This window comes from Bacteroides congonensis (genome assembly GCF_900130125.1).
Lineage (GTDB): Bacteria > Bacteroidota > Bacteroidia > Bacteroidales > Bacteroidaceae > Bacteroides > Bacteroides congonensis.
In genome coordinates this window covers 795,016-815,746 of sequence record NZ_FQXY01000010.1, presented here as the reverse complement: position 1 = coordinate 815,746, position 20,731 = coordinate 795,016, and the positions used below count along the sequence as shown (strand labels likewise).

Below are 20,731 nucleotides of genomic sequence, written 5' to 3'. Positions count from 1 at the left end.
ATCATGAAACAACTATATATACTATTTATTTTTATGGGGTTGCTATACCCTACAATGCAAAGTTATGCACAATCTGATTTTAATTATTTGAGAACAACTAGTGCAACCTCAGAGGATGGTACGGGGCTTATTAATACTTCCTATTATGATGATTGGGGGAGATTATGGGAAGATGTTCAACAAAACGTAGGTCCGTTTAATCAAGATCGTATAACTTATTATGAATATGATTGTAGAAGTCAATTGGAAAAAGCATGGAAGCCGGTGATTGTTAATTATAACTTTGGTAATATTTATCCTACTAGTTTGCTGAAAACGGCATATAAGAATTACTATGGAACTGATGAGATACCTTATTCGCTTACTACCTATGAGAATTCTCCTCTTTGTCGCTCTGTAAAAAACATAGGTGCCGGAGCTCAATGGCATAATAATGATAAGGTTCAAAAGACGAGATATCTGACGAATAATAGTGATTATCCATGTCGGACAATTACTACAACAGAAGATCGCCAATTAATTCTATTAAATATTGGGCAATTATATTCTAATGGCGAGCTATTAGTTACGGAATCGGAAGATGAGGATGGCAAGTTGCAGTATGAGTTTAGAGATAAGCGAGACCGTGTAATAATGACAAGGCAGTTAGATAACGAAGAGGCTTTTGATACCTACTTTGTTTATGATAGTTATGGCAATTTGCGTTCTGTGCTTCCTCCTATGGCTACTGATGTTTTGGTGGAAGATTCGGTATTGGATGAATCTAATGAAATTATACAAAAGTATGCATTTCTTTATAAATACGATGCTCGTAACCGTTGTATTGCAAAGAAGCTTCCTGGATGTGAATGGGAATATTTTATTTATGACATGTCTGACAAACTTATCTTTTCACAGGATGGAAATCAGCGCTCACAGGCTATTCCCAAATGGACTTTTTATCTCTATGATGTTTTTCAGCGAATGGTATTAAAAGGTGTATGTTCGAATGGTCAACTTGGTGATATTGTCTCTACACTCGTAACCTGTGTTTGGGATGGAGAGGAAGGTATAGATCATAGTGGGTATACAGCAAATATTGAACTCAATTCGCCTGAAGTACATATTGCTAATTATTACGATGGTTATGAATTCTTAGCTCGTTCAGGTTTTTCAGCCTCTCATTTTCCTGCGGCGACCATAAATGCTAAGGGATATTTGACAGGAACGGTAAGCCGTGTATTAGGAAGTGATGTAGATTCTTTCGTTTACAAGGCTTTGTATTATGATTTGCGTGGACGTGTTGTGTCTCAGGTAACTAATAATTGGGGGAAATATGATCTGATTCATACTGATTATACGTATACAGGAAAGCCTTTGCATGTACGAATAGAGCACTTGCACGGCAATGCGGTACATACAGAGCAATATAGTTATACCTATGGTTATGAAGAGCGCCTTGATAAGGTTGAATATCAGATTGATGACAGAACTCCTATTGTAATGAGTGAACAACATTACGATGATTTAGGACGTTTGTCAGAGAAGTTATTTCATAACGGTATGTATTCAAATCATTACACTTACAATATTCGTGACTGGCTTACCGGTGTTAATGGTACTCATTTTTCACAGTCGTTGCATTATACGGATGGCATTGGCAATCCTTGTTACAATGGAAATATCAGCAGCATGACATGGAGTACGGATTCTCTGATAACCAAAGGGTATACGCTTACGTATGATGGACTTTCTCGATTGAAGAACGCCGTTTATGGTGAAGGACCGTCATTGTCTGACAATCCGAACCGCTTTAACGAACAGGTGACAGATTACGACAGGAATGGGAATATTCTCGGCCTGTTACGTTGCGGTCGGACTTCTACAGATAGTTATGGTTTGGTAGATAATCTGAATCTTGTCTATGACGGCAATCAGTTACAATCGGTATCCGACAACGTTATCCTTTCCGCTGCATCCTCCGGAATGGAATTTAATGACGGAGCCCACTCGTTTACGGAATACGTTTACGATGCCAACGGTAATTTAGCGAAAGATTTAAATAAGAAGATCATTGATATCCAATATAATTGTTTAAATTTGCCATGCCGGGTTGAGTTTGAGAATGGTAATAGTGTTGCTTACTTGTATGATGCGAACGGGACGAAATTACGTACTACGCATGTAATAGAAAACGATACGACCGTTACAGGCTACTGCGGCAATGTGGTCTATGAAAATGGTGTTCTGGTTCGATTGTTGACGGAAGCAGGTTATGTCTCCTTGAATGATAATAGATATCATTACTTTATCCAAGACCATCAGGGAAACAACCGTATGATTGTTGACGAAGATGGAAATATAGAGGAAGTGAATGATTATTATCCGTTCGGTGGATTGATGGCTTCATACGGTGATGTTCAGCCTTACAAGTATAACGGCAAGGAGCTTGACGGAAAAGGCGGGCTGGATTGGTATGATTATGGGGCGAGACATTATGATGTGGTGTTGGGTAGATGGAATGGAGTAGACCCATCCTGTGAGAAATATTACACTTGGAGTCCTTATGCTTATTGTAAGAATAATCCGGTGTTGAGGGTAGATCCGAATGGTAAGGATGATTATACAATAAATAATAAGGGGCAACTTTTTAGAACTTCAACAAACAACTTTTCATATGATAGGCTGATTTATTCTAAAAATAAGGAAATCTCAATTGTTGTAAACGACAAGAGTTTACTTCCGGAAATGTATGCTGTACAAAAGTCGAACAAGAATGCTGGTATAGAATATTACAATTCAACAGCGAATCTTGATGATGCGGTGGCTGTCTTTAAATTTGGTGCAGACAATACAGGTGTAGAGTGGAAATTGGATGTATATGATGACCAGGGGAGTAAAACTGCCATTGTGGGTACTTCCGGCAGAGAAAGCAGCGTCTTTTCAGACGTGCAGAATAGGTTGGGAGTTAAAGGTGATAAAGTTGTGGATCTTCATTCACATCCGTACAATAAGGAAGCTTCTGATACAGACATGAGGAATTTGAGAATTAATACCGGTGCTATTTATTATAAAGCTGAACAGGAACTTTTGTTTTATGATAAAAAAAGATCTCGTATTGAAGATGAGGTGTTTATAATAAGTACGAGTAAAGAGATGTTGGAAAGGTTAAATGATAAATTTATGAAGTAATGAGGAATACGTTTTTTTATCTAATATTTTTATTTGTTATGGTAGGCTGTATGCAGCCTACCTTTGATAAGGTTCAGCAGACAGTAAAAAAACAAGCAAGTCTGTTGGTAGACAGTGGACTGATAGTCAATAAGTATGTGATATTATATGAGCTGGCAATAAATGATTCCAATCATATTTATCAAATTCAAGCATCAGATTGTCCGGCATGGGGATTTGATTATCCATCAAAAATCGTTCAATATAAGGACAGATACCTTTGTTTTATAGAATTGGACGAATTCCCAATGTCTGCAGAAGAAATGATAGAACAGACAGGTTACTCCGGTAATCTTTCTCGTGAAGGCGGAGGAGGGGAATCGTGGATATTGGTGGTTTCCAAATGTGGCGAGAAGAAGAAATTGATAGAAATTTCGTTGCTTGAGCCGGGTTGGGTTACATATTTTAATATAAAAGAATTATGGCCTTATTTTTCAGGATATGTGAAAGAGGAACCAGTACAGATGGGAATCATTTCTCATGATGTCGAGCTAGATAATTTCTCTTCATATTATAATGCCGATAGCATAAAACAAAAAATATTTTGGGATGAAATATCAAAGAGTACATTGATTAAAGAGATCATTGGGGAAATGTATTTGAAGAACAATACTGATTCTACCATCTGTATACCATTGGAATCCATGAAGCATTATGCCGTTGTAAATAATCACGATAGCCTTTATTTATCGCTTTTAGACTCTTTGCCTATTATTTTAGGACCAGATGAATATAAAATAACCAAATATAAAACCCTTCCTAATCAAGAATGTTTCTTTAAAAATATAGCTTCAGAAAAAGACTGTTGGAGATATCTCTATAATTTATTCTGTAATTCCACTTATTGTCTTTTGGATATAGGCGGAGAGAATGTGAAAAGGAAAATAATGTTTTGTGATGTAGATAATTACGGGTTTAAGCTTAGCGCCAGGTATGGTTATGGGGTTGCTTTGCGAATATTGAATCATGGCATATATGACAAAAATGACATGGGGATAATAAATTCTAGATTTTGGGATGATAAATGGGAGGCTACGGAGGATGCGGAAAAAGAAAGAATTTGGAATGAAGCAGAAGAAAATTTTGAAAGAAATGCAGAGAGAGTATATAGAAAACGGAGGGATAAACATTCGCAATCATAGTAAGCTCGGGATAATTTCGGACTCGCATATCCTACGATAGAGATGATAGTATAGTTTAAATTATAAAAGAAAATTGAATATCTTTTATTTTGAACTTGTCTTACCTTGATATAAACCTGATATAAATTGATTGAAGGCATAGTCAATTTATATTAAGGGCGTTTTATACTCTCTAAATGTGACACCAATAGTTATTTGATTAAAGATTTAACTAAAGGAGTTCACGTTAGATGTATTCTATCTGAAGGTATATGTAGAATATAATACCAATCAATATGAAGATAAAAGGTAGCAGTCCCTAAAGTATAAAGATATAAATATCTTGTCTGAAAATGGGATATTTACAAATAATTTCAGTAGTTTTGTGAATAGAACAATGAAACACTTTTGATAAGATATTATGAAAGAACACAACGTAAAAGACTTGACTAACCGCTACTATTTACATACTATGTGTGTATCGACAGCGAAAAAGATTGGAATAGCTTTATTGCTATCAACTGCATTACCTGTTTCCATGCTTCATGCAGAGAATAAAAGGGAAAATCCGACTCATCTTACACAAAGCTCTACTACTGGTCAAACGAATCTTTCGCAAGATACGCTGAAGTCATCGTACATCTCGCAGCAGATTGATGGCACTGAACTGATGAAAGTCAAAGATGCTAATTTTGTGAATTCCCTGATAGGAAGGTTGACGGGTGCAACTATCAACCCCGGTGCTTCCGGTGTGGGAGGTTCGGCGAGGATGGTGCTACGTGGATACCGTTCCATCTTGAAATCAAATAATGTGTTGTTCACTCTGGATGGTGTGCCTTTGCCACGGTTGGAGGCAAGACAGCCTTATAATATCTACTGGGGCAGCGGGCAGACTGGCGATGGCATAGCAGCTTTCTGTCCGGATGATATAGAAAACATATCAGTATTGAGTACTGTGGCAGCTTCTACTTTATACGGTAGCCGTTCCGCTAGTGGTGTGGTGATGATTAACACGAAAAAGGCGCATGCCGGAAAGCTGAGGGTGGAAGTGGGAAACAGTACAACTTTCAGCTCACCGTTAGTCATGCCTGAATTCCAGCAGACTTACGACTGGCGATGGGGAGAGAAGTTGAGTCATCCCCAATCGTGGGATCCTGCGGATTTTTTCCGTACCGGACATGCTATCAACAATTCTCTGGCCCTTTCTATCGGGAATGAATATAATCAGACCCGTGTTTCGGCTGTCACAATGAATGGTGCCGGCATTATTCCCAATAACGATGTGGACCGTTATAACTTTTCGTTGCGCAACACCTCTTCTTTATTACGTAACAGGCTGAAACTTGACGTTAACCTGAGATATATCCATACTGCTGAACAGAATATGCAGTCACAGGGTATGTATGGCAATCCGTTGGTTCCGGTTTATCTGCTTCCTGATGTATTGCTGGAGCGAATCCCTGTCTATCCGGGCAGTAGCGATAAATATAGTTATAAAGATCTTTTTGAGGTTTACGTTCCGGAGTTGGATGGCAATGTACAATATTGGCCTTTGGGAGAAATGGGACTGGGTATGCAGAACCCCTATTGGACAATAAACCGTAATATGTATAATCGGAAGAAGAAACGCTTGATAGGCGGCATAGGGGCTAAGTTTGATTTGAATTCCTGGCTCAATGTGTCAGGGCGGATCCAGTATGACCGGGATAAGGAGTTTGGGACTCAAAAACTCTATGCATCTACTGTATTTGCCGGCCGGTTGGGCACGTACTATGAGAATGAGAATAAAAATACGCAGATTTATTCTGAATTCTTGCTCAATGCCCGCAAGGCGATGGGCGATTTCTCAATCGATGCTACTTTAGGCAGTTCGGTCTGTGATACAAAGTTTGATTATTCTAACAGTGGAGGAGAGTTGGGAACGCTGAATCTTTTTGAACTGTCCGCATTAAGTAAAAGGGAAGGGGCGTACTCCATGCATCTGCAGCGGGATTATCATGACCGGACTACCTCGTTATTTATGCTTGCGCAACTGGGATATAAAAATCGCCTGTTTCTGGACTTGGGTGGACGGATGGAGTGGCTTAAGTTCTGGGATGACGATGATTCGCGCTCTTCTACTGATGTTTTCTATCCTTCGGCAGGAGTGTCTGTGGTGCCGACCGGGTGGCTGTCCGCCAATCCCGACAGGATTCTTTCATTTCTAAAACTCAATTATACTTATAGTGAAACAGGCAATAGTTTTACCGATTATATTTTCCTGAACAAGGAAAGGGTAGGTCTGGAGCCGAGATTGGTTGATAACAATCTTGAACCTGAACGTACGAAATCCCACGAAATAGGGCTGAATGCAGGTTTCCTTGATGATAAGATTAATTTGGCGTTTACAATGTATAAGACATCGACTTCCGATCTGCCGTTTGGGGGATATGTTCCTGTTCCTTATCCTTCTGCAGATTCTCCTACAGATCTCTATTTAATGGATACCGGATGTAGAGTTGATAATAAAGGTTTTGAACTCAGCTTGGGGACAAATATGAATATCGGGCAGGTGAAGTGGAACGGGCGTTGGACTTATTCCATCAATAAGAATGAAATCAAGCAGATTAGGGAAGTTCGGAAGAATTCGGTAACGGGTGAAGATGTGGTGTTGGACGAAGTTAAAATGGCCGAAGGCGGCAGTTGGTATATCCCGCTGAAAAAGGGTGGCTCGATTGGTGATATATATGTTACCGATTTACAGAGAGATGCGCAAGGAAATGTCATTGTGGATAAGGCTTCGCAGAATATTGTTCCTGCCCGGGATTATATCTATGCGGGTAATGCCGACCCTAAATATACGATGGGGCTGGCGAACAGCTTCTCCTGGAAAGGCTTGGAGGTTGATTTTGTGATTCATGCCCGTTTCGGAGGTGTAGGTTTGTCGATGACTCAAGCGGTTATGGATCAATTTGGCGTATCTCAGGCTACGGCTATAGCCCGGGATAATGGCGGTGTCTGGGTGAGCGGTGAGAACATTCCGGCTAAGGACTATTACCAAAAGGTGGGAGGAGCGCGTACAGGGATGGTGTATACATATGACGCCACTAATATCCGCCTTGCCGAAATGTCAATAGCCTATCATATTCCCGTCAACCGGTGGGTGAAGTGGATACAAGACGTGCGGGTGGCGTTAGTGGGGCGTAACTTGCTTATGTTGTACAATAAAGCTCCGTTTGATCCGGAATCTACGGCAAGCACCGGAACCTGGTATCAGGGTATTGACTTCTTCCGTCAACCCAGTTGCAGGAATATGGGCTTTTCCGTTAACCTGACTTTTTAATCTTCTATTAAAAGTCCTTAACAAAAGCCTGTTACATCACTTTTTATTTGTTTCTTTGCACCAAATTCGGGTATAGTGTTGTCTTGTGATTCGGGACAACACTTAATTTTGTTTGGAATTAATGGAGAAACTCAGTATAAATGCTTGTCCGGTGTGTGGCAGTACGCACTTGAAACGCGTCATGACTTGTACGGATTTTTATGCTTCGGGCGAACAGTTTGAACTGTATTCGTGTGAGGACTGCGGATTTACATTCACGCAAGGCGTTCCCGTAGAAGCAGAGATAGGCAAGTATTATGAGACTCCCGACTACATCTCCCACACGGATACGCGCAAGGGCGCGATGAATCGCATTTACCATTATGTACGTTCCTATATGCTGGGCCGCAAAGCGCGCCTGGTGGCAAGAGAGGCGCATCGTAAGACGGGGCGTTTGCTCGATATAGGTACGGGAACCGGTTATTTCGCACATACGATGGTGCGCCGTGGCTGGAAAGTGGAAGCGGTGGAGAAGAGCCCGCAGGCACGTGAGTTCGCGAAAACGAATTTCGGCCTGGATGTGAAACCCGAATCGGCGTTGAAGGAGTTTGCTCCCGCCAGCTTTGATGTTATCACCCTTTGGCATGTGATGGAGCACTTGGAGCACCTCAACGAAACGTGGGAAATACTTCGTGAATTGCTGACGGAAAAAGGTGTGCTGATTGTGGCTGTGCCCAACTGTTCTTCTTATGACGCGCAGCGTTATGGAGAATATTGGGCGGCTTATGACGTTCCCCGCCATCTCTGGCATTTCACACCCGGCACTATACAGCAGTTGGCTTCCCGTCACGGGTTTATTATGGCGGCACGCCATCCGATGCCGTTCGATGCGTTCTACGTATCCATGTTGAGCGAGAAGCACCGTGGCAGTTCGAGCAGCTTTCTGAAAGGAATGTATGCCGGAACGCTTGCCTGGTTCAGCGCTTTGGGACGGAAAGAGAGAAGCAGTTCTATGATTTACGTATTCCGGAAAAAGAGATAACGCATGGGAAGTAAAAACAAATATAAGTCAGGTTCGGTATTCGACATGCAGTTCATCACGTCGAGTATCAGTACGACACTGGTGTTGCTGTTGCTCGGACTGGTTGTCTTTTTCGTGCTGACGGCGCATAATCTTTCCGTATATGTCCGCGAGAATATCAGTTTCTCCATTCTTATCAGTGACGATATGAAGGAAGCCGATATTTTGAAACTTCAGAAGAAGCTGAATCAGGAACCTTTCGTGAAGCAATCCGAATATATCTCTAAAAAACAGGCTCTGAAGGAGCAGACGGAAGCGATGGGAACCGATCCCGAGGAGTTCCTGGGTTATAATCCATTTACTGCGTCCCTCGAAATCAAGCTCCATTCCGACTATGCCAATTCCGACAGCATTGCGAAAATAGAGAAACTGGTGAAGAAGAATTCCAATATACAGGATGTGCTTTACAGGAAAGAGCTGATTGATGCCGTGAATGATAATATACGGAATATCAGCCTGGTGCTGCTTGCTTTGGCGGTGGTGCTCACTTTTATTTCTTTTGCCTTGATAAACAATACGATAAGACTTGCCATCTATTCCAAACGGTTCCTCATCCATACCATGAAATTGGTGGGGGCGAGTTGGAGTTTTATACGGGGGCCGTTTCTTCGGAAGAACGTATGGAGCGGCATACTGGCAGCCATGATTGCCGATGCCATATTGATGGGGACTGCCTATTGGGCGGTGACGTATGAACAGGAACTGCTTCAGGTTATCACGCCCGAAGTCATGTTGATAGTATGCGCAAGCGTATTAGTGTTTGGAATTGTAATAACATGGCTATGTGCCTACTTCTCAATGAATAAGTACTTGAGAATGAAAGCGAACAGCCTATACTATATTTAATTCAAAAGAAGAAAAAACTTATGTCAGACAAGCAGAAATTTGCCTTTGATAAAGTGAACTTTATCTTGCTCGCAATAGGAATGGCGATTGTTATTATCGGCTTCCTGTTGATGTCGGGACCCTCGTCGTCCGAAACGGTTTTCGAACCGGATATTTTCAGTGTACGTAGAATAAAGGTGGCGCCCGTCGTTTGCCTGTTTGGTTTTTTGTCAATGATATACGCGGTGTTGCGTAAACCTAAAATGACTGAAGTGCCTAAAATTAAAAGAGAATAAAAAGATATTATGAGTTGGTTAGAAGCATTAATCCTTGGACTGATTCAGGGATTGACTGAGTATTTGCCCGTAAGCAGCAGTGGTCATCTGGCCATCGGGTCAGCATTGTTTGGGATACAGGGCGAAGAGAATCTGGCATTCACGATTGTGGTGCACGTGGCTACGGTGTGCAGCACACTGGTGATTTTATGGAAAGAGATAGACTGGATTTTCCGCGGGCTGTTCAAGTTTCAGATGAACGACGAGACGCGCTATGTCATCAATATATTGATCTCAATGATACCTATTGGTATTGTGGGAGTGTTCTTTAAGGATTATGTGGAGACGATTTTCGGGTCAGGATTGCTGATTGTGGGTTGTATGTTGTTGTTGACTGCCGCACTGCTGACTTTCTCTTATTACTATAAGCCGCGTCAGAAAGAAAAAATCTCGATGAAGGACGCTCTGATTATCGGTATTGCGCAGGCTTGCGCAGTCATGCCGGGGTTGTCCCGTTCGGGTTCTACCATTGCTACGGGGCTTCTGCTGGGCGATAACAAGGCGAAACTGGCACAATTCTCCTTCCTGATGGTTATTCCGCCAATCTTGGGAGAAGCGTTGCTCGACGGAATGAAGATGATGAAAGGTGAGGATGTGGTAGGTGATATTCCTGCGTTGTCGCTGATTGTCGGTTTCCTGGCTGCTTTCGTGGCAGGTTGCCTGGCTTGTAAGTGGATGATTAATGTGGTGAAGAAAGGAAAGCTGATCTATTTCGCTATCTATTGCGCGATAGCAGGATTAGTAACGATTATATTGAGCTGATGAATTTTAAAAAAGGAGAAGTACTGTTTTTTAATAAACCTCTTGGTTGGACTTCATTTAAGGTAGTAGGGCACGCCCGTTATCATATTTGCCGGCGGATAGGGGTGAAAAAACTGAAAGTCGGCCATGCCGGCACGTTGGATCCCCTTGCGACAGGGGTAATGATTGTATGCACAGGCAAGGCAACGAAGAGAATAGAGGAGTTTCAATATCATACGAAGGAGTACGTCGCTACGCTCCGGTTGGGGGCTACCACGCCGTCGTATGATTTGGAGCATGAGATAGATGCTACCTACCCTACTGAGCATATCACACGGGAGATGGTGGAAGAAGTGCTGACGCACTTTATCGGTACGATAGAACAGGTACCGCCTGCATTCTCCGCCTGTATGGTGGATGGAAAGCGTGCTTACGAACTGGCAAGAAAAGGAGAGGAAGTAGAACTAAAGGCGAAACAGCTTGTTATCGACGAGATTGAATTGTTGGAGTGCAGTCTGGATGTTCCCGAGCCGATGATTCGGATTCGTGTCGTATGCAGCAAGGGGACGTATATCCGAGCCTTGGCGCGCGACATTGGTGAAGCGCTCCATAGCGGAGCCCATCTGACAGGCCTGATTCGTACCCGTGTAGGTGACGTCCGGTTGGAAGACTGCCTGAATCCCGAACACTTTAAAGAGTGGATTGACGGACAGGAAATAGAAAATGAAGAAGAAAATAATTAACGTAATAAGGAATAGATATGAAATTATCACAATTCAAATTTAAGTTACCCGAAGATAAGATTGCTCTGCATCCTATGAAATATAGGGATGAGTCTCGTTTGATGGTATTGCATCGTAAAACAGGTAAGATTGAACACAGGATGTTCAAGGAAGTTCTGGACTACTTTGATGACAAGGATGTGTTTATATTCAACGATACGAAGGTATTCCCTGCGCGTTTGTACGGTAACAAGGAGAAGACAGGTGCCCGTATCGAGGTATTCTTGTTGCGTGAATTGAATGAAGAACTTCGCTTGTGGGACGTATTGGTGGATCCGGCGCGTAAGATTCGTATCGGTAACAAGCTGTATTTCGGCCCGGACGATTCAATGGTGGCCGAAGTTATTGATAATACGACTTCCCGTGGACGTACACTGCGTTTCCTTTATGACGGGCCTCACGACGAGTTCAAAAAAGCTTTGTATGAATTGGGTGAAACTCCCCTGCCCCACACTATCATCAACCGTCCCGTAGAGCCGGAAGATGCAGAACGTTTCCAGTCTATCTTCGCGAAGAATGAAGGTGCGGTGACAGCTCCGACTGCCAGCCTGCACTTCAGCCGTGAATTGATGAAGCGTCTGGAAATTAAGGGAGTGGACTTTGCATATATCACTCTGCATGCAGGTCTGGGTAACTTCCGCGACATTGACGTGGAAGACTTGACGAAGCACAAGATGGATTCGGAACAGATGTTTGTGGATGCGGATGCAGTGAAAGCTGTTAATCGTGCCAAAGATAACGGAAAGAATGTGTGTGCGGTAGGTACGACGGTGATGCGTGCCATCGAAAGCGCAGTCAGCACCGACGGGCATTTGAAGGAATTTGAAGGATGGACGAACAAGTTTATCTTCCCGCCGTATGAATTTACTGTGGCCAATTCAATGATTTCCAACTTCCATATGCCGCTTTCTACATTGTTGATGATTGTAGCTGCTTTTGGGGGCTATGAGCAGGTAATGGATGCTTATCACGTAGCATTGAAGGAAGGATACCGTTTCGGTACATACGGAGATGCAATGCTGATTCTGGACAAATAATGGCAAAAGTTTATGTAGGACTCGGCACAAACCTGGGGGATAAAGAACAAAATCTTCGGGATGCCGTGCAAAAGATAGAAGAGCAGATAGGGAAAGTCGTTTCCCTGTCTGCTTTTTACGTTACCGCCCCTTGGGGATTTACTTCTGAGAATAGTTTTCTGAATGCTGCCGCTTGCGTGGATACGGATTTGTCCCCTTTGGCGGTATTGCAGGAGACACAGGCGATTGAACGAGAATTGGGGCGTACCAAAAAGTCCGTTGACGGAGTGTATAGTGACCGTCTGATTGATATTGACCTCTTGTTTTATGAAGATTTAGTGCTTTCTGTAACCTCTCCGACAGGTGCGGAACTGAATCTCCCCCACCCTTTAATGACAGAACGTGATTTTGTAATGCTGCCGTTGGCAGAGATTGCGCCGGAGTTGGTACACCCGGTATTTGGGAAAACTATGAAAGAGATTAGCAGCGGAATAAAGAAGCGGCTGGATTGATATGGCAAGTGCTATAATGATATAAATTAATTATAAAGGTTATACTTTTCTTTTTATTTATTATTTTTGCCGCCGGTTTGTTACTAATTTGAAACAAAAAAGAATGAAGGTAAAGCAGGGCAACAAAGAATTGTTAGAAAAAGAGTTCGAAGAATTCTTTCAAGCAAATTATTCCCGTTTTTATTATTATGCCCTGCGATATATTCCTGATTCTGAGACTTGTAAGGATTTGGTTGGCGATTCGTTCCAATTTATGTGGGAGCGGATTGAAACTTTCCGGATGGATACGGCACTCACCTATATGTACACTCATCTGCATCATCTCTGCATAGATTATCTCCGGCGTCAGGAAAAGCAGGAAGATAATAAGCTGTCTTACTTGTCGATGCTTCGTGAGTGGAATGATGACGACCGACGGGAAAGTGAGGCGCGTATTGTTGTTATTATGCGGTTGATAGAGGAAATGCCGCCCCTGACACGTACGGTGATGGAACAATGCTATGTTTATAAGAAAATGTATCGAGAAGTGGCGCGGTTGACCGGTCTTTCGGAAAGTGGTGTGCGCAAACATGTGATGAAAGGGCTGAACATTATTCGGCAGTATTTTTCTGTAAAGTATAAAAAAGGTGGTAATTATAGTGACTAAAGTAATGTTTGATTCGTAGTAATTACGTGTAGTACATAGAAATGCGTTGATAGAATTATAAATATCATAGAAAAACAGCAAAACTATATGAGTGAGCAAGATAATAAACAAGATAGTAACTGTTGTGAGGATTATCAGGACGTAAGTACTCCCCAGAAGGAGCGTTTGCAGTATGAGTGCGAGCAGGCATTTCTCCGTTTGCAGTTTGAAGAACCATCAGGCGCAGAGGAGTGGAAGAAGTTCAGCAGCCGTGTCCGGCAAGAAAAGAAGAAGTCCCGGAAACTCCGGTCATTTATATTGTTCTCCGCTTCTGCAGCAGCTTTGCTGATTGCTGTATTTTTACTGTGGAGCAATGTGGAGACTACGTTGCACGAGAAGCAAGTGGCGGTGTTAGTGAAGACGGAGCCGGTAAAACAGGCTTCCGTGATTGAGGAGGATATCTCTTCGGAAGAAAAGACAGAAACACCTTTGCCAAATCTCTCAAAGGCGAGGATTGAGAAAGAAGGAGTGGTGCTTTCGGCTACCGAAGCCGACTATACCCGTGCGTCTGTTGAAAAGGTATGCCGTAATATTGTCTCTATTCCCCGCGGACAGGTTTATAAGATTGTGCTGAGCGACGGGACGGAAGTATGGATGAATGCGTCCAGCCGCCTTTCTTTTCCTACACGTTTTTCAGGTTCCCGGCGTACTGTGACTCTTGAGGGGGAAGCATATTTCAAGGTGGCTCGTGACGAACAGCATCCTTTTGTGATTATTACCGATAAAATGACTACCGAAGTACTAGGGACTGAATTCAATGTGAAGGCATATAAGGATTCCGAGGCGCACGTCACATTGGTGCAGGGCTCTGTGAAAGTGCATATGCCCGGAATTGACCGGGAAGTTCTGCTGGTTCCCGGCGATGACATTACCTGTACGGATGACGATTTTCAGGTTCACCAGGTGAATGTGAGCTATTATACTTATTGGATGGAAGGTTATTTCTATTATGATAATGTTCATCTGAGCGACATCCTGAAAGATTTGGGACGTTGGTATAACGTGACGATAGAGATGGAGCAGGATTCCTTGCTTGAAGAGCAGCGCCTTCATTTCGTTGCCGACAGGAGCGAGACCATAGACAGTGTCATTGAAAATCTGAACCTTTACCAATATCTTTCCGTAACAAAGGACGGAGGAAATAAAATAACTGTTCGTAAGCGCGAATAAATATCTTTTTTAGTTCATATTTTATTTGTTTGGTGGACATTTTTGTTCATCAACGGGGCGTTATTTTCTTTTTTTTATGATTGCTCCTGTTGTTCACAATGGATGAGGAAGTGTTTTAGAGCCTTTCTTTCTGATATGAAAAAAAGAAAATGACCGTCAGAATGAAAAAAATAATGTTTTGTTGGGACTATCTTGCTTAATCTTTCGTAGTAATATAAATTTTTAATTTTTCAATATGTTGGATTTATGAAAGATTATTTAAGCAAGAGAGGGACTCTTTTGAATTCAATCGTGATAGCGTTGGTGGTCTTTTTGTTCGCCGGTTTGCCTGTAAGGCAAGCTTTAGCACAGAATGGTTCGAAGAGGTTTGACTTAGTGTGTCATGACGAAGCTATGCCTTCTGTGTTGAAGAAAGTGGAGGAAGCTTCAGGGTTTAAAGTTCTGTTCACTTACAATGAAGTCCAGAACTTCAAGGTGACTATCAACCTGAAACAAAAAACGGTGGAAGAAGCTATGGTGGCTATCACTACTTCTTTTCCGCTTTCTTTCAGGATTAACGGCAAGTATGTGTCGGTCTTGTTGATAAAGCGGCAGGCTACACAGAAAATCACAGGGCAGGTGAAAGATGTTAATGGGGAGCCGCTTCCCGGGGTGAATGTCCGGACGGACGACCCGTCGGTAGGCGGTGCTACCGATATGGATGGGAAGTTTACGATTGCTGTGCCCGAAGGCAAACAGGTAAAAACTGTGCATTTTACTTATATCGGTATGCAGAAGGTATCTGTTCCCTTTGCGGGGAAACCCCTTGCTGTTGTGATGAAAGATGATGCGCATGCAGTTGATGAAGTGGTGGTGACAGGTATTTTCGAACGGAAGAAAGAAGGGTTTACCGGTTCGGCTAATCGGATGTCCGGTGAGGAGATTCGTAAACTGACTTCGGGAAATGTCCTGAACGCCATTCAGATGCTTGACCCCGGTTTTCGGATGGAAGAGAGTATGATTTCCGGTTCCAATCCTAGCTCGGTTCCGAATTTCAATATGCGTGGACAGTCCAGTATGGGAGATTATTCTACGGATGAGACGATTATCATGCGTGGTGATGTGGATACCCGTCCCAATCAGCCATTGTTCGTGCTGGATGGTATTATTGGAGTAAGCGTAACAAAGATTATGGACTTGGATCCTGCCCAGATTGCCAGTGTCACTTTGCTGAAAGATGCTGCTGCGATGGCTATTTATGGATCGCAGGCTTCCAATGGTGTAGTTGTCGTGGAGACGAAAGCACCGGAAGCGGGCAAGCTGCGCGTCACCTACAATGGAAATTACAAAGTGGAATATCCTGATTTGACAGATTACAACCTGCTTAATGCGGCCGAAAAACTGGAGCTGGAAAGGCGTGCCGGGCTTTACGACGAGTATTACACGGGAGAATCGTCTGCCGGCAGGCTGGCGTCTTATGCCAACAAACTGTATAATGTCAAGCGTGGAGTGAATACGTACTGGTTGTCCCAACCTTTGCAGACGGTGTTTGCTCATCGCCATGGTATTAATCTCGAAGGCGGTAACGAGAGTCTCCGTTACAAACTTTATGCGGGTATTAATGAGGCTCCCGGTGTGATGAAGCAGACGGGGCTTAGCGGGAAAAGTGTCAGCCTGGACATTCGTTATCGTTACAAAGGCTTGTTAATCAGTAATATTGCTTATGTGGACTATAACGTGTCTGACAGAACTTCTCCTTATGGAAGTTTCAAGGAGTATGCTTCGTTGAATCCGTATTATACGATACGTGACGAAAAGGGAAATATTCCCCTTTATCTGGAAGAACCTTTGGATATGTATGATTTCTCTTCCGGGAAATATGTGACAAATCCGATGTATAATACACTTTATAACACGAAAGACCGTAACACTGCCTTTGAAGTGCGTGACGCTTTTCGTGCTGAGTATTCTCCGATAAGCAATCTGCGTCTTGCTATGGATCTAACTGTTACAAAGACCCAGTCGGATACGGATATTTTCAAGTCTGCCAATCATACGCAGTTTCAGACTGGAGAACTTCTACCGCTTGAAGACAGGGGGAGCTACCTATGGAGCAATGCTACTTCATTGCAGTACGATTTGGCTTTCACTGCCAGTTTCAATCAGATATGGAAGAACAAGCATCTGCTTTCTACTTTTTTCCGTTATAATGTGACCGAAACCAAGAATCATACGGCTGGTGTCAATGTGACGGGATTCCCTAATGATAATATGGACGAAGTATTTCTGGGTGCGAAGATGAAAGAAACTACGGGAGATGAAAGTACTACACGTGCGTTGGGAGCGGTAGCTACCGTCAGTTATACATATGACCAGCGTTATGCTGTCGATGTAAACGGTCGCTTGGATGCTTCTTCCGAGTTTGGAAGCAATAACAGGCTCGCTCCGTTCTGGTCAACTGGCGCGCGTTGGAATCTCCATAAGGAGTCCTGGATTAGGAAGACGGGGATATTCGATGAATTGGTTTTGCGTGCCACTTATGGTGTGACCGGTGAGCAGGGATTCTCTGCCTATCAGGCATTGCAGATGTATTCTTACGCCAATAGTATGCGTATTTATCAAGGTTCGGACGTGGTGGGAACGATGCTCTACGGTATGGGAAATCCGGATCTGAAATGGCAGATTACGAACTCTTTCAATGCGGGAGTTGACTTTAGCATGTTCAAGAATAAGTTGAGCGGACGTTTTGAATACTACAATAAGTACACTAAGAATACGGTGCTCGATTATTCATTGCCGCCTTCTGTGGGATTCAGTACGATGAAAGATAATGTCGGTAATATCTCTAATGTCGGATACGAATTTACTTTGCGTGTGATGCCTTATTACAACCCGTCCAAACAGATGAACTTTAGTATTATTGCCAACGGAAGCCACAATAAAAATAAAATTAAGAAAATTTCCAATGCCATGCGTGCACGTAATCAGGAGATGATGCAGGAAGACCCCGACAACCCGAACAAGCTGAGCCGTCCCATGCCACGCTATGAAGAGGGATATTCACAAACAATGATTTGGACTGTCCGTTCATTGGGAATCGATCCTATCACCGGACGTGAAGTTTTTCTGGATCGTAATGGCAACCGCAAAAGTACGTGGGATGCGGCCGACCAGGTTCCGGTTGGTGACACCGAACCCGACCTGATGGGTACGTTGGGGGTAAACTTCAACTGGCGCGGACTTAGTGTCAGCGTGGCCGCCCGCTATAAGTTCGGCGGACAGGTGTATAACAAGACACTGCTTGACAAAGTGGAGAATGCTGACATTTATAGTAATGTAGACCGCCGTGCTTATACCGAGCGCTGGCTTCAGCCGGGCGATGTGGCAAAATACAAATCTTTGTCGGAGACGGTAAACGGAAATACCACAAAAGCCAGTTCACGTTTTATCATGGATGATAACGAGCTGGTGCTGAACACTATTAATATCCAGTACCGCTTTGAGAAGCGTTACGACAAGTTCCTGGAGAGGCTCGGGTTGAGTAGTGCCAGCGTAGGATTTTATATGGAAGACCTTTTCCACTGGTCTACGGTGAAAGTGGAACGTGGTACGGAATATCCGATGTCGCGTCAAGTATCCATGTCGCTGAATCTAACTTTTTAATTTATTTGCCTTATGAAGAAAATAATAGATATATCTGTATGCTGCCTGTTGCTGCTTGTCACTTCGTGCAGCGATTGGCTGGATGTAAATCCCAAGAACAATATAAAGGAAGAGGAACTGTTCAGTACCGAGCAGGGATTCAAGGAAGCGCTTACCGGTATTTATATGGCTATGTGTGATGTTTCGCTCTATGGCAGACAGTTGACTTATGGCTTTATGGATATTCTGGCACAGCGTTATGACACTCAGTCGGATACGGAAACGCTGGATTATACACGGACGGACTGGTACACATTCCCATCCAACCAGACAGAGAGTTATACCAATAAGTTCTGGGGCGGACACTATAATATCATAGCCAATATCAATAATTTCCTCACCAATCTTGAAACGAAAGGAGATGTCGTGACAAGCGATGGGTATCAGGATATTATGAAAGGTGAAATGTTGGGATTGCGTTCTTTTCTTTACTTTGACCTGCTCCGTATGTTCGGGCCTGTCTATAAGGACAACCCGTCTTCTCCCACTCTTCCCTACCGGACGGAGTTCGACCGTTCTATAGTCCGGCTGATGCCTGCCTCTGAATTGGTGGACAATCTTATTACTACTCTGAAAGAAGCTGAAAGATTGCTGGAAAATGACCCGATGAATATCTCTTTCCCGACAGCGGGTTCGTATGAGGAAGGAGTTGACCCTTTCCTGGATTACCGTTTCAACCGTATGAATAAGTTTGCTGTAAAGGCAGTGCTTGCCCGTGTTTACCTTTATAAGGGGGATGCACAATCTAAGGCGTTGGCGGCGGATTATGCTGATCAGGTGATTAAAGCATCCAAGGGAAACAGCCACTTGTTCACACTGGTTACGGACAATGCTACTGATCCGGTGTGTTCCACAGAGCTTGTTTTCGCGTTGAGCATGGATTCCGAGAAGTATGATGACCAGATAGATTTGGACTTCAAAGCCGGAATGACTAATGCGTATTTTATCAAAAATAGGGACAGGGTCTACGAACTGTTTGATACGGAAGCCGACGGATATAATGATATGCGTATGAAGGAAGGACAGGGCTTCACCATTTCCAATACCGGTTCATACACTCTTAAATTCAGACAGACCGGATTATTCTCTCCGGCAATAGAAAACCAGATGCCGCTTATCCGCCTGCCGGAAATGTATTACATTCTTGCTGAATGTACGGCAGATTTGGGTGAATCGGCGGAAACGCTGTCCGTTGTCAGAAGTGCCAGGGGGCTTTCCAGCATTGAGGTTTTTGCCGGTGAAGACGAGAAGATGAAGGAGATAGAGAAAGAATACCGGAAGGAACTGTATGGAGAAGGACAGTTATGGTATTTCTACAAACGGTTGGGATATAAGACGTTCCAATTTTGTCCTGTCAACAATATGACTGAAAGTAACTATCGTTTCCCTATTCCTGATGATGAGAAAGCTTTGGGAGGCATCTGATGATTAACAAATTATAAAGACGTTATGAAAACTATATATAACTTATATCTTATTGTACTGGCTGCGCTTTTTTATTCTTCTTGTACGAAAGAGGAAGTTTATTCTTTCACGGGAGAGCCTGCCATAAACTTTACTTCGCAGGAATATCAGTTAGGAGATATGCCGAATAGTCAGGAAGATCCGGACAATCCCGACCAGATGGGATATACTTCAAATTTTGCCGCTCATTATGAGAAGGGGCAATTCACGGATAAATATGATACCGTGTACGTGAAAGCCAAACTGGAAGGAATGTTGCAGGAACATCCTTTGCGGGTGAATCTTGCTTATGAGTCGGTTGAGGGCTATGATACACCGACATTGGTTTTGCCTAAGGACTCTGTTATCAAGGCGGGAGAGTATTATGTAAGGATGGCGGTGCTGGTGGAACGTCCTGCTGTCTATAATAAGGAGTATCAGGTAAAAATCACTTTCGATTATGCAAATTCGGATGTGGTGGCCGGCTCGGAGGAACGCCAGTCCATTATTCTGAAAGCATCGGATAAGTACGAAATCTCTCAGGAGAACATGGGAGTTGGAAGTGAAGAGGAATGGAACAACACATTTGCTTCTTATATCGGTATTTACGGCCCGGTGAAAGTACGTTTTATCTTGTCTGTCTTTAAAAACCGTACTACTCAAATCTTTGTATATACCCCTTATGGATTTGGGATAGGCTTTGACAGTCCTGCTAATGTGGAAACATTGAAGGAAGCCTTGAATGCATATAATGCTAAACATGGGGCATTGACTGAGCCCGACGGCACCGTTGTCACATTTGAACCGGTAGAAGTGAAATAGAAAGAG

General features: G+C 43.1%; 15 protein-coding genes. All 15 read left to right on the top strand.

Annotated features, from left to right (window positions below; all coding sequences use genetic code 11):
* The first annotated feature begins 3 nt into the window (after positions 1-3).
* The 15 genes from BQ7997_RS25915 to BQ7997_RS14515 all read left to right on the top strand — a co-directional run bounded on the left by BQ7997_RS25915 (position 4) and on the right by BQ7997_RS14515 (position 20,725).
* The gene (locus tag BQ7997_RS25915) at positions 4-3,171 is read left to right on the top strand and encodes a DUF6443 domain-containing protein (RefSeq protein WP_235817301.1); all 3,168 of its coding nucleotides are present in this window, start codon (positions 4-6) and stop codon (positions 3,169-3,171) included.
* Positions 3,171-4,352 carry an Imm65 family immunity protein gene (locus tag BQ7997_RS14580; protein WP_073347014.1) on the top strand — a complete coding sequence of 394 codons (1,182 nt, stop codon included), beginning with the start codon at positions 3,171-3,173 and terminating at the stop codon, positions 4,350-4,352. Before BQ7997_RS25915 ends, BQ7997_RS14580 begins: the two co-directional genes overlap by 1 nt.
* 400 nt (positions 4,353-4,752) lie before the next feature.
* The gene (locus BQ7997_RS14575; protein WP_073347013.1) at positions 4,753-7,653 is read left to right on the top strand and encodes a SusC/RagA family TonB-linked outer membrane protein; all 2,901 of its coding nucleotides are present in this window, start codon (positions 4,753-4,755) and stop codon (positions 7,651-7,653) included.
* Between the two features lie 121 nt (positions 7,654-7,774).
* Positions 7,775-8,674, top strand: a complete 900-nt coding sequence (locus BQ7997_RS14570) for a methyltransferase domain-containing protein (protein ID WP_073347012.1) — start codon at positions 7,775-7,777, stop codon at positions 8,672-8,674.
* A gap of 3 nt (positions 8,675-8,677) precedes the next feature.
* Positions 8,678-9,559 (top strand): cell division protein FtsX, encoded by an 882-nt coding sequence (locus BQ7997_RS14565; protein WP_044653530.1) that lies wholly within the window; start codon positions 8,678-8,680, stop codon positions 9,557-9,559.
* 20 nt (positions 9,560-9,579) lie between these two features.
* The gene (locus BQ7997_RS14560) at positions 9,580-9,834 is read left to right on the top strand and encodes a DUF3098 domain-containing protein (protein ID WP_022139147.1); all 255 of its coding nucleotides are present in this window, start codon (positions 9,580-9,582) and stop codon (positions 9,832-9,834) included.
* Positions 9,835-9,843: 9 nt separating this feature from the next.
* Complete coding sequence (locus BQ7997_RS14555; RefSeq protein WP_044653531.1) at positions 9,844-10,635, top strand: undecaprenyl-diphosphate phosphatase; 792 nt, start codon at positions 9,844-9,846, stop codon at positions 10,633-10,635.
* Complete coding sequence (gene truB / locus BQ7997_RS14550) at positions 10,635-11,357, top strand: tRNA pseudouridine(55) synthase TruB (protein ID WP_022139149.1); 723 nt, start codon at positions 10,635-10,637, stop codon at positions 11,355-11,357. Before BQ7997_RS14555 ends, truB begins: the two co-directional genes overlap by 1 nt.
* A gap of 17 nt (positions 11,358-11,374) precedes the next feature.
* Positions 11,375-12,433, top strand: a complete 1,059-nt coding sequence (queA, locus tag BQ7997_RS14545; protein ID WP_022139150.1) for a tRNA preQ1(34) S-adenosylmethionine ribosyltransferase-isomerase QueA — start codon at positions 11,375-11,377, stop codon at positions 12,431-12,433.
* On the top strand, positions 12,433-12,924 hold the full coding sequence (gene folK / locus BQ7997_RS14540) for a 2-amino-4-hydroxy-6-hydroxymethyldihydropteridine diphosphokinase (protein ID WP_073347011.1): 492 nt from the start codon (positions 12,433-12,435) through the stop codon (positions 12,922-12,924). The genes queA and folK overlap by 1 nt, the downstream gene beginning before the upstream one ends.
* A 103-nt stretch (positions 12,925-13,027) precedes the next feature.
* Positions 13,028-13,570, top strand: a complete 543-nt coding sequence (locus tag BQ7997_RS14535) for a sigma-70 family RNA polymerase sigma factor (RefSeq protein WP_022139152.1) — start codon at positions 13,028-13,030, stop codon at positions 13,568-13,570.
* A gap of 87 nt (positions 13,571-13,657) precedes the next feature.
* Positions 13,658-14,779: a FecR family protein gene (locus BQ7997_RS14530; protein WP_073347010.1), complete on the top strand. Its 1,122-nt coding sequence runs from the start codon at positions 13,658-13,660 to the stop codon at positions 14,777-14,779.
* A 246-nt stretch (positions 14,780-15,025) separates the two neighbouring features.
* Positions 15,026-18,421, top strand: coding sequence for a SusC/RagA family TonB-linked outer membrane protein (locus tag BQ7997_RS14525; RefSeq protein ID WP_073347009.1), 3,396 nt, complete (start codon positions 15,026-15,028; stop codon positions 18,419-18,421).
* A gap of 12 nt (positions 18,422-18,433) precedes the next feature.
* The gene (locus BQ7997_RS14520; RefSeq protein ID WP_073347008.1) at positions 18,434-19,885 is read left to right on the top strand and encodes a RagB/SusD family nutrient uptake outer membrane protein; all 1,452 of its coding nucleotides are present in this window, start codon (positions 18,434-18,436) and stop codon (positions 19,883-19,885) included.
* A 24-nt stretch (positions 19,886-19,909) separates the two neighbouring features.
* Entirely contained in the window at positions 19,910-20,725 is an 816-nt protein-coding gene (locus tag BQ7997_RS14515; protein WP_073347007.1) for a hypothetical protein, read from the top strand.
* Positions 20,726-20,731: the final 6 nt, after the last annotated feature.

Excerpts from the sequence above, each read along its gene's own strand:
- BQ7997_RS25915 (WP_235817301.1), top strand. The coding sequence starts at position 4 with ATGAAACAACTATATATACTATTTATTTTTATGGGGTTGCTATACCCT.
- BQ7997_RS14580 (WP_073347014.1), top strand. The coding sequence starts at position 3,171 with ATGAGGAATACGTTTTTTTATCTAATATTTTTATTTGTTATGGTAGGC.
- BQ7997_RS14575 (WP_073347013.1), top strand. The coding sequence starts at position 4,753 with ATGAAAGAACACAACGTAAAAGACTTGACTAACCGCTACTATTTACAT.
- BQ7997_RS14570 (WP_073347012.1), top strand. The coding sequence starts at position 7,775 with ATGGAGAAACTCAGTATAAATGCTTGTCCGGTGTGTGGCAGTACGCAC.
- BQ7997_RS14565 (WP_044653530.1), top strand. The coding sequence starts at position 8,678 with ATGGGAAGTAAAAACAAATATAAGTCAGGTTCGGTATTCGACATGCAG.
- BQ7997_RS14560 (WP_022139147.1), top strand. The coding sequence starts at position 9,580 with ATGTCAGACAAGCAGAAATTTGCCTTTGATAAAGTGAACTTTATCTTG.
- BQ7997_RS14555 (WP_044653531.1), top strand. The coding sequence starts at position 9,844 with ATGAGTTGGTTAGAAGCATTAATCCTTGGACTGATTCAGGGATTGACT.
- truB (WP_022139149.1), top strand. The coding sequence starts at position 10,635 with ATGAATTTTAAAAAAGGAGAAGTACTGTTTTTTAATAAACCTCTTGGT.
- queA (WP_022139150.1), top strand. The coding sequence starts at position 11,375 with ATGAAATTATCACAATTCAAATTTAAGTTACCCGAAGATAAGATTGCT.
- folK (WP_073347011.1), top strand. The coding sequence starts at position 12,433 with ATGGCAAAAGTTTATGTAGGACTCGGCACAAACCTGGGGGATAAAGAA.
- BQ7997_RS14535 (WP_022139152.1), top strand. The coding sequence starts at position 13,028 with ATGAAGGTAAAGCAGGGCAACAAAGAATTGTTAGAAAAAGAGTTCGAA.
- BQ7997_RS14530 (WP_073347010.1), top strand. The coding sequence starts at position 13,658 with ATGAGTGAGCAAGATAATAAACAAGATAGTAACTGTTGTGAGGATTAT.
- BQ7997_RS14525 (WP_073347009.1), top strand. The coding sequence starts at position 15,026 with ATGAAAGATTATTTAAGCAAGAGAGGGACTCTTTTGAATTCAATCGTG.
- BQ7997_RS14520 (WP_073347008.1), top strand. The coding sequence starts at position 18,434 with ATGAAGAAAATAATAGATATATCTGTATGCTGCCTGTTGCTGCTTGTC.
- BQ7997_RS14515 (WP_073347007.1), top strand. The coding sequence starts at position 19,910 with ATGAAAACTATATATAACTTATATCTTATTGTACTGGCTGCGCTTTTT.